Raw genomic sequence first — 14,819 nt, forward strand, 5'->3', positions numbered from 1 at the left:
AACAATTAACGAAAGCGCTTTCGATGAAGAGGAGACAGCAATGGTTACAATCTATGACTTAGCAAAACGCACTGGGTTTTCCAGTACGACAGTTTCTAAGGCTCTTAACAATTATACAGATGTGAGTCAAAAAACGAAGCAAAAAATCCTCGATGCAGCGGCTGAAATGGGTTACTTACCCAATGCCCATGCCCAGTCCTTATCAACGAAGAAATCATGGACGATCGGGGTCATGTTTGCAGAGGACAATGAGGTCGGATTGAAACATCCTTTCTTCAGCGCCCTTATTGAAAGTTTCCGCAAGTATGTGGAACGGGAAGGGTATGATTTGATTTTCGCATCAAGGAATCTGCGAAATCGGGATACAAGTTACCTGGAGCATTTCTTATATCGTGCAGTGGATGGAATCGTCGTGATCTGCTCAGATCCCCACGATCCCCAGGTTCAGGACATGATCAATAGCCACCTGCCGATTGTTGTGATCGACATGAGCAATCAGAACTGCTCTGTTGTTTATTCCGATAATATCGAGGGTGGAAAATTGGCCGTCAAATACCTGCATTCATTGGGACACACCAGAATCGCCCATATTTCAGGGGATCCGTCGATTGACGCGGGAGCACAGCGGATCAAAGGCTTCACGAAGGGCATGGAGGAGCAGAATCTCCCAATTATTGAGGGGTATCTTGTTAACGGCGGGATGTTCTCGATTGAAGAAGGTAAAGCTGCAATGGAAACACTCCTGGAACTTGAAACCATCCCTACGGCAGTCTTCGTTGCAGGTGATCACATGGCCATCGGTGCCATGGAAGCCATCAAAGAGAAGGGATTAAGGATTCCTGAGGATATCTCCATCATCGGGTATGATGATATCGAAATGTCTTCCTATCTCACGCCGAAGCTGACCACGGTCAGACAGGATACGGATCGCATCGGTTCACGGGCGGGTCAATTACTGATGAAGCAGATCATCCAGAAGAAGAAGCTGTTATCCACAGAAATCATCCCGGTGGAACTCATTATCAGAGAATCGTGTACGATGGTAAAAAAAGAAAAAAAGAAATAATCTTATATTTTTTCGGGAATTTCGAAACCGGTTTCGAAATTTTTAATTGAAGAAAACCGAAACCGCTTTCGTATCTATATCTACAAATGTAAAAGGGGGATTAAGATGAAGAAGATTTTGGCAATATTCATGACGGTTGTACTGGTTTCGGGGGTACTTTCGGCCTGTTCGGGAGATTCCAAGTCATCGGGTAGCTCGAAAGATAAAGACGTAGATTTAAAGGTATGGTCGTTCACGGATGAACTGAAGAAACCGATCACGAAGTTTGAAGAGAAAAATGGTGTGAAGGTAGAATTGACGATCGTTCCGATTGCCGATTATCCGACGAAATTAAAGCCTGTTCTTGAAAGTGGCGTTGGTGCACCTGATGTATTCACTGGAGAAATCGCGTTCCTTAAGCAGTGGGTGGACGCAGGTTACTGGGAAAACTTATCAGAAAAACCATACAATGTAGATGAAATCAAAGATAAATATGTACCTTATGTATTCGACTTAGGTAAAGATAAAGACGGAAATGTAAGAGCGTTATCATGGCAAACGACTCCTGGCGGGATCTTCTACAGAAGAAGCATCGCCAAAGAAGTACTTGGTACAGATGATCCAACTGAAGTAGGAAACATGATGAACTCAATGGACAATGTATTCAAAGTGGCTGACAAGATGAAGGAAAAAGGGTACAGCATGTTCCCGGATGAGGGTTCAATCCGCTGGTTCTCTCAAGGAGATAATCCACAGCCCTGGGTAAACGACAAGAATGAGCTTCAACTGACAGATGAAAAGATCGAGTATATGGAATCAGCGAAGAAACTTCGTGAAAACAACTATACAGCTCTTGCTGCAGAATGGTCTCCATCATGGTTCGAAGCGATGGATAAGCCGATCAAAATGAAAGAAAACGGTAAAGAGAAAGAAACACAAGTATTCTCTTATGTTCTTCCTACTTGGGGACTTCACAGCGTGCTGAAAACGAACGTAAAGGAAACAACTGGTGACTGGGCCGTTACAAGTGGACCAAGCCCGTACTTCTGGGGTGGAACATGGTTAGGGGTTTACAACAAATCAGAAAACAAAGAACTTGCCTATGACTTTGTGAAAATGATGACTCAGGATGACGAATTCCTGACAGATTGGGCGAAAGAAACGGGCGATGTCCTTGCCTACAATCCTGTAACGAATGCGATCAAGGATGATTTCAGCAGTGAATTCCTTGGTGGACAGAACAACTATCAATTCTTCCTTGAGCAGGCAAAAGAAATCGAGCCTGGAATTGTAACGAAATACGATCAGCAGCTTGATACGTTCTACGGAAATGCCGTTCAACAATATGTAGACGGAAAGAAATCCAAAGACGATGCCATTAAAGAATTCTATAAAAAAGTACAAAACGCATATCCGGACATTAAAGTACCAAAAAACTAATCAAGTAAACATGTAATGGCAGGCGGCATGGCTTCATGTCGCCTGCCGAAAATCTATTAAACAACTAGGGGGGCTGGGGAATGAAGAAAGTAGATCGATTTGGTTATCTGTTTATCGCCCCGTTTTGGATCATCTTTTTAATATTCAGTATTTATCCTGTTGCTCTAACATTCTATTACAGCTTTACAAACTATTCAGGAAGCGGGACAGCGGAAGTCGTCGGTCTTGCCAACTACACCCGTTTACTCACGGACAGCTATTTTGTGGAAGCGTTTTTCAACACGTGGAAAATATGGGGAATCAACTTTGCCCTGCAAATTGGTCTTGCCCTTGTACTCGCATTAATCTTCTCTGATATGAGAATGAAGTTGAGAGGTTTGGCGTTTTTCAGATCAATCTTTTATTTACCTAATTTAATCACGATTAGTTCGGTCGCCCTGTTGTTTGGTATCTTACTGGACTGGCAGCATGGATCATTAAATATGATTCTATTAAATATAGGTCTTATATCAGAACCGATTAATTGGCTGAACGAGCCTGCGACTGCACAGTTGTCAGTATCCTTGATCCTTACGTGGATGTGGTTCGGTCATTCGTTCATCGTCGTCATGGCGGGGGTTTCCGGAATTTCGAAGGATTACTATGAGGCTGCTTTGATCGATGGTGCAAACAGATGGCAGACGTTTACGAAAATCACGATTCCTTTATTAAAACCGATCTTGCTTTATATCATGATCACATCCCTGATCGGCGGTCTTCAATTATTCGATCTGCCAATGCTTCTGACAGATGGTATCGGTTCTCCGGATGGATCACTGAATACGATGGTACTGTATCTGTACAATCAGGCATTCAAGTTTAATAACTATGGATATGCTTCAGCTGTCGCATATGGATTGTTCGTCATTACCTTGATATTCTCGGCGATTGTCTTCAAAGGGATGTATGGAAATGAACGCAAACAAGCAAGGAAGGTGTAAAGCATGTTGGGAAAAACAGCGGTAGAAAAAAATGTACCGGCTCAAAAGGTAGAAAAGTCAAAGCCTGAACTTTTGCCACATGAGTCCAAACTGAAAACCAGAAACACCATTGTGAAGAGCATCATCTACATCGTACTTGTGTTGATGGCGATTGTCTGCTTCATTCCATTCCTGATGATGCTTGTGAATGCGACAAGGTCAAATGAAGCAATCCTGTCTGGATTCACCTTGGTACCGGGGAGTTCTTTAGTTGAAAACTACACGACGATGATGGAGTACGTAAACATCTGGTCGGGGTTCAAGAATAGTCTGATCATCTCTGTCCTTACGACTTTATTATCAGGGTATTTCTCAGCATTGACTGCCTATGGATTTGCCTTTTACACATTCAAGGGGAAGAATTTCCTGTTCGTGTTCATGCTTGTGATGATGATGGTTCCAGGACAGTTGGGGCTCATCGGCTTCTACGAACTGAGTAAGAATCTGGGGATCCTCGATTCCTTCATTCCTCTGATCGTTCCGGCCATCGCAAGTCCGTTCGTCGTATTCTTCTTACGACAATACATCCAGACGACGCTTCATCCAAGTTTAATCGAAGCTGCCCGCATCGATGGGGCAAGTGAGTTCAAGATTTTCCATACGGTGGCGATTCCGATCATGATGCCCGCAGTTGCGACGATGTCGATCTTCACGTTCATCGGATCATGGAATAACTACATCATGCCACTCGTCATCCTGTTCTCACCTGAGAAATATACGCTGCCAGTATTGATGGGATTCTTGAAGGGATCTCAGGTAGCGCAAAATTTAGGTTCAATGTACTTAGGAATCGCGATTTCAGTCGTACCAATCATGATTGCCTTCCTATTCCTGTCTAAATATATCGTCAACAGCATTTCAGCAGGATCAATCAAAGAATAGAGGAGAGAATGACCGATGAAATTTGATCAAACATTTACCTTTGGAACCGCCACATCATCGTATCAAATCGAAGGTGCACATAATGAAGGAGGGAGAACTCCATCCATCTGGGATATGTTCTGTGACATTCCAGGGAAAGTATATAAGCAGCATAATGGTGATGTCGCTTGTGACCACTATCACCGATTCGAAGAAGACATTCAGCATATCAAGCGCCTAGGTGTAGACACCTATCGTTTTTCCATTGCCTGGCCTCGCATCTTTCCTGAAAAGGGGAAGTACAATCAGGAAGGGATGGACTTTTACAAAAAATTGGCGGCAAGGCTTCAAGAAGAAGGCATCAAGCCAGCTGTGACACTGTATCACTGGGACCTGCCGATGTGGGCCCATGAAGAAGGCGGATGGGTCAATCGTGAATCTGTAGAATGGTTCATGGACTATGCAAGAGTGTGCTTCGCGGAACTTGATGCGGTCGTCGATTCATGGATCACCCATAATGAACCTTGGTGTGCAGGGTTCCTCGGCTATCATCAAGGCGTCCATGCACCGGGTCATACCAATCTGGATGAAGCAGTGAAAGCGGTCCACCATATGCTTCTCTCCCACGGAAAAGCGGTTGAGCTGCTGAAGAAAGAATTCATATCTGAAACCGACATCGGCATCACGTTGAACCTGTCACCTGTGTATCCAAACACGGATTCAGTGAATGACCTTCTTGCTGCCAACAACGCGGACGGTTACTCGAATCGCTGGTTCCTTGATCCAGTATTCAAGGGAGAATATCCGAAAGACATGATGAACTTATTCTCAAAATATGTCCACTCCTATGACTTTATTAAAGAAGGGGACATGGACCTGATTTCAACGCAATGCGATTTCTTCGGGATCAACTATTACAGCCGTGGGATCGTCGAGTTCAGTGCCGCCAATGATTTCATGCATAAGGGAGCTTATTCCGATTATGAAAAAACAGGAATGGGCTGGGACATCGCGCCGAATGAATTCAAGGACCTCATCCGCCGCCTGAGAGAGGAATATACGGATCTGCCAATCTATATCACGGAAAACGGAGCGGCCTATGATGATGTACTGGAAAATGGAAGAGTGCATGATCACGAACGTGTCAACTACTTGAATCTGCATCTTCAAGCGGTTTCTGACCTTAATGAAGAAGGCATGAACATTCAAGGATATTATTTATGGTCACTGATGGATAACTTCGAGTGGAGCTTCGGATATGATAAGCGTTTCGGCATCCTTTATATCGACTTCGATACCCAAGAGCGAATCTGGAAAGATAGTGCTTTCCGTTATGCTGAAGTCATCCGGGATCATAAACAGAAGCATGGCCTTCATACCAATGCCGAGGAAGTCGCCCAATGAATATGAAGGTGATATTGACAGCTAAAGAAACAGGAGATCGGTTCTCTGAAAAAGAACCGGTTTCTTTTTCTGAAGGCCGTGCTTCTACCCACATCCAACTCGATCGGGAGCTTAAATATCAGGAAATATTGGGATTTGGCGGTGCATTCACCGAAGCGGCTGCTCACAGCCTTTCCCTCATCAGCCCTGAAAAAAGGAAAGAAATCATCCACCGTTATTTCGATCCGTCAGAAGGACTTGGTTACCGCTTCGGCCGGACCCATATCAACAGCTGTGATTTTTCATTAGGGAACTATACCTATGTGGAAGATGGGGATACTTCGTTACAAAGCTTCTCCATCGATCGGGAGAAGAAGCTCGTGATTCCCCTTATCCAGGAAGCAAAGGAAGTAGCCGGAGGGGAACTTTCCATCGTGGCTTCTCCGTGGAGTCCTCCTCCATGGATGAAAACGAACGGTGAAATGAACAACGGAGGGAAACTATTGCCCGAATTTCAATCCTTGTGGGCAGACTACTACTCAAAGTACATAGAGGCGATGGAAGAAGAGGGGATCGGAATCTGGGGATTGACGATCCAGAATGAACCGGAAGCGAAGCAGGTGTGGGATTCATGCCTGTACACAGGGGAAGAGGAACGGGACTTCATTAAAGACCATCTAGGTCCGTCCCTCGTTGGACATGGCCACGGGGACGTGAAGGTCATCATCTGGGATCATAATCGTGATGTGATTCATGAGCGTGCGAAGGCGGTCCTGTCCGATCCCGAAGCGGCCAAATATGTGTGGGGAACAGGTGTCCACTGGTATGTGTCAGAGGAGTTTGAAAACCTTTCTAAAGTGCATCAGGACTTTCCTGATAAGCATTTGATCTTTACAGAAGGATGCATCGAAGGCGGGGTCAGACCCGGCGCCTGGGATAGGGGTGAACGCTATGGCCGGAATATCATGGGAGACTTGAACAATTACCTTGAAGCGTGGATCGACTGGAATATCGTACTGAACGAAGAAGGCGGACCGAACCATGTCGGGAATTACTGCGATGCACCGGTGATCGTCGACACTGTGAATGACGAAGTCCGGTACAACAGCTCGTACTATTACATCGGGCATTTCAGCAAATACATCAAAGTCGGAGCAAGACGTATCGGATGTCAGATTTCCAATGACGCTGTATCGGCTGCTTCCTTTGAAAATCCAGACGGGGAGATCGTCGTCGTTGTGATGAATGCGGGTGAGCGTGAGGAAGAGATATCCCTTGGATGCGGTGAGGGGAATTTCAGTACGACTCTTCCATTGCATTCGATCGCCACTTTTATTATCGGTTAGTTGGAAAGCAGTCCTTTTGGGGGCTGCTTTTTATTTTGGGGGGGCGTGGGTATTATGATTGTTCACTATTTGGCACAAGTTCCCCGACCCTGTAACAACGCTCCCACCACCATTCTCTTTCCTGCCGGCACCGCCGTCTCATATTCCCCGGACAACCATCATAGAATAGACCATCTTACATAAAGGCAGGGTACAAGCATATGAGTCTGTTTTTAAGAGGGACATTGGTGTTGGTGGTGACGGCATTCTTAGGGGAATGCCTGGAATTTATCATTAATATGATCTTGGCCAGAGAGCTCGGGGAAGCAGGGCTTGGCACATACATGTCGATTCTCCCGACGGTATTCCTGATCGTCATTTTGTCGAGCATGGAACTGCCGATCAGCCTTTCCAAATTTTTTGCAGAAAAGGAGGAAAGGTATCACAGGGGGATGCTGCACTATGCTTTCAGGTTTGCGGTCATCACGACGTGCATTCTTTTATTGATCATGGTGATGGTTTACGCGTGGACTCCTTTATTCCAAGGCTATCACTCCGGGATTCGCTGGCTCGTCCTGATCGTGATCCCGATTGTAGCCTTCACTTCCATAACAAGAGGGTATTTCATGGGGATCCAGAAGATGGGGAAAATCGCAGCGGCGAATTTTCTACGTAAAGGAATCCAGTTATTTTTATTGGTGTCCATCTATCAATTTTTATCCTTTGGCATCGATACATCCATCTTCATTGCCCTTGGGACGTTAATTGCCAGTGAAGTGGTGGTTTTTGTATATTTGATTCATGCTTACGTTCTTGAAATTAAGGGTAAAAGAAAGAACAGCCATTCTACACTATCAACAGGTGAAATGAGAAAGTCAGTGCTATCTGTTTCGATCCCGACCACGGTCCTTCGCATCTTCCATGCACTGACCCATGCCATACAGCCTTTTTTGATCAAATGGGCCCTCGTCCTTTCGGGGATGGGAGCGGTGGATGCGAATGAACATTTCGGGATGCTGGCGGGAATTGCCCTCACCATCGGGTTCTTTCCTTCGTTCATTGCTTTTTCGATGTTGATCGTGTTGATCCCGACCGTATCGGAAAAAGTATCATCAAATGATTTTGATGGCATCCTGACCCACCTTAAGCAAGTGATGTGGCTCACATTGGGCTACGGTGTACCGGCCGTGATCATTTACTATACGCTCGGAGACTACATAACAGGGACGTTTTTTCACTCTGTTTCCTCCGCCTATTATTTAAAGCTGCTCTGGCCGTACTTCCTGTTTCATTTTCTGGTATTTCCCCTTCAGGCCTTTTTGATCGGCCTGGGACTGGTGAAGGATGCTCTCCTTCATACCATCTGGTCGAGTGTCTTTTCGTTTTCACTCATTTACCTGCTTGGTTCCCGTTTTGGAATGGAAGGCGTCATCCTGGGAATGAATGCGGGAGCCGTCTTGATCACCATGCTCCACTATGTGACCATCTGCAGGGAATTGGAAACGACTCTTTGGTTAAAATCAGCCATAAAAATGTAAACTATACAAAACAAATGTGCGAGCGTGAGGCATTTGTTTTGCAATAGGAGGGACGGACCTTTTATTCTATTTGTAATCTGTAACACCTACATACCATTCTTTTGTTATGATGGCTGATTTCATAACCTTTAAAGGAGAAATATATGATCGATTCTATTTTATTTAACATCATGTTAGTTGGAGTACTCGGGATCGCTTCCCAATGGCTTGCCTGGAGATTCAGGCTGCCGGCCATCGTCGTCATGTCGATTGTCGGACTGCTCGTAGGTCCGATCTTCGGCCTCATCAATCCTAAGGACGATTTTGGGGAAGTGTTTAAACCCATCATTTCGATGGCTGTTGCCATCATCCTCTTTGAGGGAAGCTTGAATCTTGATTTCCGCGAAGTGAGGGGACTCGGGAAACCGGTCTTCAGGATTGTGACGTTCGGAGCCCTCCTTGCCTGGATACTCGGTTCCCTTGGAGCCCATTATGTTGCAGGATTATCGTGGGCTGTGGCCTTCGTGATCGGAGGATTATTCATCGTAACGGGTCCAACGGTCATCCTTCCGCTGCTCAGGCAGGCGAAGCTTAAGCCGAGACCTGCAGCAATCCTGAAGTGGGAAGGGATCGTCGTCGACCCATTCGGCGCATTGATCGCGGTATTTGCCTTTGAAATCATCAACTTTTTGATCAGTGACGATGTAACGGGATTATCATTACTATTATTCTTTGCCGCATCCCTGTTTGCCGTCGTATTTGGATGGGCGCTCGGGAAATTCACAGGCTTTATCTTTGAAAATGGACATGTTCCGGAATTCCTTAAGTCACCTGTCGTGTTCGCACTTGTCCTTGCCTGTTTCACGATTTCGGATCATATTACACATGAAACCGGCCTCCTTGCTGTAACGGCCATGGGGATGACGTTAGCGAATATGCATATTTCATCCATCGACGACATGCGTCACTTTAAGGAAAATATATCGGTGCTGCTCATATCGACCATATTCGTGATGCTGACGGCTTCCTTAACCGTCGATACCTTATTCCAGATCTTCAATTGGAATATCATCGCATTCGTCCTGCTCATGCTATTCATCGTACGGCCCGTGTCCATCTGGCTTTCCACGATAGGGACGGACCTCTCCGTCAGGGAGAAGATCCTTGTGGGATGGATCGCACCGAGGGGAATCGTAGCCTTGACCGTATCAAGCTACTTTGCATCGGTATTGTTGGAGAAGGGGTTCGAGGATGCGAAGATTTTGACATCCCTCACATTCGCCCTTGTATTCTCAACCGTATGCGCGCATGGATTCTCGATTAAATGGCTGGCTAAGAAACTGGATCTGGCCATCAGCGAGCAGCCGGGAGTCATGATTGTCGGAGGAAGCAAGTACAGTACCGAATTTGCCAAAACCCTTCAGGATATGAAGATACCCGTCCTAATTACGGATTCATCCTGGCAGCGGTTGTTTTCGGTGAGGAAAGCAGGGATCCCATTTTATAGAGGAGAGATCCTGTCAGAACAAACCGAGTATTATCTGGACATGACTCCTTATGAGTATATGATTGCGGCGACGGAGCTTGATTCCTATAATGCCCTTGTATGTACGACATTCGTGCCTGAGGTCGGCAGGAATAACCTGTTCCAGCTAAGCCTCAGAAGTAAGAATGATGATGATCTTGAGGACATGGTCCATACGATTGGAGGACGTATCCTTTTCCAAAATCATGTGACGTGGGAAGAGCTGAATAAACGTGTCGAACGAGGGGACGTCTTCAGGAAAACGAATATTACGGAGAAATATACCTTTGAAGAGTATCTGAAAGAACGGGATGAAAATACCCTTTTACTGTTTGCTCATAAACCAACGGGCAGAATTGAGTTCTTTACAGAAGGTTCTTCGCCGAAGATCGAGCAGGGAGATGTCATTGTCAGCCTGACTCAGCCATGTAAAGAGCTGAACAAGATCCAGGAAAAGCTGACCGTTCAGCGGGAAACGAAAGCAAAGGAAGACAAAAAGAAAGCAGATAAACCGAAAGAAAGCGCCGATTGAGTCGGCGCTTTCTTTTACTTTTTACCGGTATCCTGTTCTCCAAGCATCTGTTTCACCTGATTGTAAGTGAGGCCTGAATGGGCGTTCTGACGTTTGACTTCATCAATATCCGTCCCTGTCTTCGTTACCTTTTTGTTTGGCTGATCCATGCTGACACCCCCTGTACTTAATGTCAGTCAGGGGAGGTCATTCTATGCAAGAATAAAGGTCCGTCCCTCCGTTTGAGGGACGGACCTTCGAATCATTTACGTGTACGCTTGTAGACCAGATCAAAGATCAGGATGATGACGGCAAGGGCATAGGCGGTATATGAATAGGTGGAGTGATCTTCCATATTCTTGACGCCGATACCGATAAAGGCCCATACAAATACGAGTGGGTATAGGAGATCATGCTGGGTGATACGGAACCAGAAGGCAAGGACAGTGGCGACAATCAATCCCAGATAAGCCCAGACAAGCTCGGAAATCCCGAATCCGTTCCAGCCGATATCCGTTAAATAATAGGTGATATTCACAATCGTCGCAATCGAAATCCATCCTAGATAAATCGAGAAAGGGGCCGAATCCAAGAGGGACGGACCTGTGCTCTTCACCCGTTTATACAGGGCGATAAGGGTTAATAAAAGTCCGAGCATAACAAACACGGAAACGAGAAAATAATTATAGTGCCATACCAGGATCCATCCAGAATTCAAAAGGCAGCTGAGGACAAATAGACCGCTTGTTTCCTGATAAAGCGGGAGCTCCCGTCTTGCTTTAGGGAATTGTCGGATGATCCAGATGGCGAGCAGAAGGTAAATGAGGCTCCAAATGGAAAAAACATAGCCTGCAGGAGTGATCATGATATCCAGCCGGTCACTGATTTCGCTCGTGGATTGATTGTTCAAAGGCAGTGTGACAGCCAGCGTATTCATGACAATCACCAATGCGAAGGCTAGAATATTTAAAATCAACTTCATAATGTATCCCCCTTGAAAAATAATGGTGATGCAGGAAAGGATCCCTTTCGAGACCTGTTGTTTGCTATATACTATTCCACTTTTATCCGTTTAAAAACCAAATGAAGAGAGTTTAGGTAAAAGGAATTGTAAAAGATCATGAAGGATTTAGAGGTTTTATCGAGAATTAAAAATAGGATAGGGACAATTTACATATTACATTAGGGGGACATTATGGACCATACAACTCATACATATTCAACAGTTTGGAATTTAGATGTTTTTTTCCAAGGAGGAAGTGAATCACAGGAATTCAGGAATCATCTCGATACATTGGAAAAGAAGAAAAATGATTTCGCAGAGAATGCGCTTGCCTTTCACCCGCCTCAATCGGCGAACGATGGGGAGCTGGTGTGGAAGCTCATTGATGAAGCGAAGGACGTGATGTTGTATTTGCGCCAGGCCGGTGCTTTTGTCAGCTGTCTGGAAGCTCAGAACATGCATGACCGTAAGGCGGATGCTCTCAGAAGCGAAGTGACAACCCTGAGTGCCGATTTCTCATCAACCTTCACGAAATTCCAGCAGCAGCTTTCAGATTGCAGGGAAGAAGTGTGGGAAGAATTGCTGAAGCATGATCGCCTGAGTGAAATCACGTTTGTGCTGAATGAGTGGAGACAAAAAGCGAAGGACAAGCTTTCAAGCAGTGAGGAATCCTTAATCCAGGCATTGGCCGTCGACGGATATCACGGCTGGGGACAGATGTACGACACGATCGTCGGTGCGATGGACATTACTCACGACGGAAAAAGCCTTTCGGTGGGACAGGCCAATAATCTTCTATCAAGCCCCGATGCGAAAACACGTAAAGAGGTTTTTGATAAACTGGAGAACGCATGGGCACAGAATGAAGAGCTTTTTGCCCGTACCCTTAATCATCTTGGCGGCTTCCGCTTGAATGTGTATAAAAAGCGGGGCTGGGACGAATTGATGAAGGAGCCCCTTGAGTACAACCGAATGAAGCAGGAAACCCTGGACGCCATGTGGGGGGCCATCAGCAAAAACAAAAAGCCTTTCGTCCAGTATCTGGACCGGAAAGCGAAATTGATCGGCAAGGACAAACTGGACTGGTATGACCTGGACGCTCCGGTGGCGGAATCGACGAGCACGATGTCATACGATGAAGGAGCGAAATTCATCCTGAAACAGTTCGCCCGTTTCGGAAGTGAAATGGCCCAGTTTGCAGAGAAGGCCTTCGAGGATGAGTGGATCGAAGCAGAGGACCGTTCAGGAAAACGTCCCGGCGGCTTCTGTACATCATTCCCGTTAAGTGATCAGTCACGGATTTTCATGACGTACTCAGGCTCGATGTCGAATGTTTCGACACTCGCCCATGAATTGGGCCATGCGTTCCATTCCTATGCGTTAAAGCCAATGCATACGTTGAATCGCAATTACGCCATGAATGTCGCAGAAACGGCCTCGACTTTTGCCGAAATGATTGTGGCGGATGCAGCCGTGAAGGAAGCGGAAACGAAGGAAGAAAAGATTGCCCTTGTCGAAGATAAACTTCAGAGGAGCGTCGCGTTCTTTATGAATATCCATGCCCGCTTCTTATTCGAAACCCGTTTCTATGAAGCACGCAAAAAAGGGGTCGTGTCTGTCGATACGTTGAACGACCTGATGGTGGAAGCCCAGAAGGAAGCATTCGCCGATTCACTGGGAGAGGTTCACCCGCGATTCTGGGCATCAAAGCTTCATTTCTATATCACCGGAGTGCCGTTCTATAACTTCCCGTATACATTCGGCTACCTGTTCTCACTGAGCATTTACGCGAAGGCACTGGAGTCCGGCGAAAGCTATGAAGAGAAATACATGGCCCTGCTCCGTGACACCGCCGTCATGAAAGTAGAAGACCTTGCCATGAAGCATCTGGGAGAAGACATCACCAAAGAAGCCTTCTGGCAAAAAGGAATCAACCTATGCATCGCCGATGTAGAAGAATTCCTCGAACTGACGAACTAAATAAATGTTTTGAGGTCCGTCCCTTGTATTGAGGGACGGACCTTTTTAATGTTCAGTCCTATCCCTCCTAAGCCTCAAGTCTGATAGTAAAATAAAGCTCCGGCTCGTTATGGGAAATCCGGAAAATAGGTAGGATAGAGACATGAAGAAGAAAGGAGGCAACAACATATGAAGAAAGTTGGATTGCTTTTAGCAGGAGGAATTGCAGGAATCGTACTGCTGGCCAATTTAGGACCGATTGTGGGGCTTGCGATCTCTTTATTGATCATGTACTACAGCTTTAAAGGTTTCGTCAAGACAGACTCCACAGGGAAGAAAATCCTCTGGGCGCTGATCGGTCTTGCCGCATTCAGTGCGACCGTGTCAAACTTCCCGGCCATCATCGGGCTCGTTGCTCTGTATGTCCTGTATGTCATCTATAAGAACTGGAAGAAAGAAGAAGTCATCATAGAAGAAAAATCGTCTGACCCTTTCACGAACTTTGAAAGAGAATGGTCTCAATTAAAAAACTAAAGGAGAGATTTAATAATGGCTAATTTATTTCAACGATTAAAGAATACCGTCATGTCAGACCTTCACGAAGCAATCGATAAAAAGGAAAAGAAAAACCCGATTGCCGTCCTGAATCATTACTTAAGGCAATGTGAGCAGGAAGTGGAAAAAGTAAGGAAGCTTGTCGAAAGGCAGTATCTATTAAAAGAAGAGTTTCAGAAAGAGTATCAACAGGCTTCCGTTTTAGCCGACAAACGCAAGTATCAGGCAGAGGTAGCGTCCAAAGCAAGCGAAGAAGGCCTGTATGAATTTGCCCTGCAGGAACAAAAATACTATGAAGAACGTGCCGTCCGCATCCAGGAATCCAAGCTGCAAGCGACAAAAGAGCTTGAAGAGCTTGAACGTAAATACGAAGAGATGAAGCACAAGCTGAAGGATATGTACATCAAGCGCATGGAGCTGATGGGCAGGGAAAATATCGCCCGCGCTCATAACAAAATGAACTCTGTCCTGGAATCATCTTCAGGGTATAACAATCAGGCATTTTCTAAGTTTGATGAAATTGAAACGTACTTAGACCAACTGGAGCATGGAGTGAATTCCTCGTATTACCGAAACACGATCGACGCCAAGATCGCCAAATTGGAAAAAGAAATGAAAAATGAGGAAACAGAAGCCATTCCGTCCTGAAACATGGTATTCTAAATGAAGAAAAACA

The 14,819-nt window shown here is 45.6% G+C and carries 13 protein-coding genes; 11 read left to right on the top strand and 2 right to left on the bottom strand.

Annotation, left to right across the window (positions count from 1 at the left end):
• The first annotated feature begins 40 nt into the window (after nucleotides 1–40).
• From BVI01S_RS12020 to BVI01S_RS12055, 8 genes are all read left to right on the top strand, one after another.
• Nucleotides 41–1,066 carry a LacI family DNA-binding transcriptional regulator gene (locus BVI01S_RS12020; protein ID WP_061810303.1) on the top strand — a complete coding sequence of 342 codons (1,026 nt, stop codon included), beginning with the start codon at nucleotides 41–43 and terminating at the stop codon, nucleotides 1,064–1,066.
• A gap of 105 nt (nucleotides 1,067–1,171) precedes the next feature.
• Nucleotides 1,172–2,485 (top strand): ABC transporter substrate-binding protein, encoded by a 1,314-nt coding sequence (locus tag BVI01S_RS12025; RefSeq protein WP_061810304.1) that lies wholly within the window; start codon nucleotides 1,172–1,174, stop codon nucleotides 2,483–2,485.
• Between the two features lie 80 nt (nucleotides 2,486–2,565).
• Nucleotides 2,566–3,465, top strand: a complete 900-nt coding sequence (locus BVI01S_RS12030; protein ID WP_034761119.1) for a carbohydrate ABC transporter permease — start codon at nucleotides 2,566–2,568, stop codon at nucleotides 3,463–3,465.
• A 144-nt stretch (nucleotides 3,466–3,609) separates the two neighbouring features.
• Nucleotides 3,610–4,386, top strand: a complete 777-nt coding sequence (locus BVI01S_RS12035; protein ID WP_051758424.1) for a carbohydrate ABC transporter permease — start codon at nucleotides 3,610–3,612, stop codon at nucleotides 4,384–4,386.
• Between the two features lie 15 nt (nucleotides 4,387–4,401).
• Nucleotides 4,402–5,769 carry a GH1 family beta-glucosidase gene (locus tag BVI01S_RS12040; protein WP_061810305.1) on the top strand — a complete coding sequence of 456 codons (1,368 nt, stop codon included), beginning with the start codon at nucleotides 4,402–4,404 and terminating at the stop codon, nucleotides 5,767–5,769.
• On the top strand, nucleotides 5,766–7,094 hold the full coding sequence (locus BVI01S_RS12045) for a glycoside hydrolase family 30 protein (RefSeq protein WP_061810306.1): 1,329 nt from the start codon (nucleotides 5,766–5,768) through the stop codon (nucleotides 7,092–7,094). The genes BVI01S_RS12040 and BVI01S_RS12045 overlap by 4 nt, the downstream gene beginning before the upstream one ends.
• Before the next feature lie 200 nt (nucleotides 7,095–7,294).
• Complete coding sequence (locus BVI01S_RS12050; RefSeq protein WP_034761125.1) at nucleotides 7,295–8,611, top strand: oligosaccharide flippase family protein; 1,317 nt, start codon at nucleotides 7,295–7,297, stop codon at nucleotides 8,609–8,611.
• Nucleotides 8,612–8,754: 143 nt separating this feature from the next.
• A complete protein-coding gene (locus tag BVI01S_RS12055) occupies nucleotides 8,755–10,647 on the top strand; it encodes a cation:proton antiporter (protein ID WP_174523030.1) in 1,893 nt (630 codons plus the stop codon).
• A gap of 14 nt (nucleotides 10,648–10,661) precedes the next feature.
• Here BVI01S_RS12055 and BVI01S_RS23145 read toward each other — a convergent pair whose 3' ends face one another.
• Both BVI01S_RS23145 and BVI01S_RS12060 read right to left on the bottom strand, forming a co-directional pair.
• Nucleotides 10,662–10,796 carry a hypothetical protein gene (locus BVI01S_RS23145; protein WP_280512996.1) on the bottom strand — a complete coding sequence of 45 codons (135 nt, stop codon included), beginning with the start codon at nucleotides 10,794–10,796 and terminating at the stop codon, nucleotides 10,662–10,664.
• Nucleotides 10,797–10,888: 92 nt separating this feature from the next.
• Entirely contained in the window at nucleotides 10,889–11,608 is a 720-nt protein-coding gene (locus tag BVI01S_RS12060) for a TspO-related membrane protein (protein ID WP_408005941.1), read from the bottom strand.
• A gap of 213 nt (nucleotides 11,609–11,821) precedes the next feature.
• On the opposite strand from BVI01S_RS12060, the gene BVI01S_RS12065 reads away from it, so the two are divergent.
• The 3 genes from BVI01S_RS12065 (at nucleotide 11,822) to BVI01S_RS12075 (ending at nucleotide 14,791) form a co-directional block, all read left to right on the top strand.
• A complete protein-coding gene (locus tag BVI01S_RS12065) occupies nucleotides 11,822–13,609 on the top strand; it encodes a M3 family oligoendopeptidase (RefSeq protein ID WP_061810307.1) in 1,788 nt (595 codons plus the stop codon).
• 168 nt (nucleotides 13,610–13,777) lie between these two features.
• Nucleotides 13,778–14,122, top strand: a complete 345-nt coding sequence (locus tag BVI01S_RS12070; RefSeq protein ID WP_061810308.1) for a lmo0954 family membrane protein — start codon at nucleotides 13,778–13,780, stop codon at nucleotides 14,120–14,122.
• Between the two features lie 15 nt (nucleotides 14,123–14,137).
• Nucleotides 14,138–14,791, top strand: coding sequence for a PspA/IM30 family protein (locus tag BVI01S_RS12075; protein WP_034761139.1), 654 nt, complete (start codon nucleotides 14,138–14,140; stop codon nucleotides 14,789–14,791).
• Nucleotides 14,792–14,819: the final 28 nt, after the last annotated feature.

The organism is Rossellomorea vietnamensis NBRC 101237, from assembly GCF_001591825.1.
In the GTDB taxonomy this organism is placed as follows: Bacteria; Bacillota; Bacilli; order Bacillales; family Bacillaceae_B; genus Rossellomorea; species Rossellomorea vietnamensis.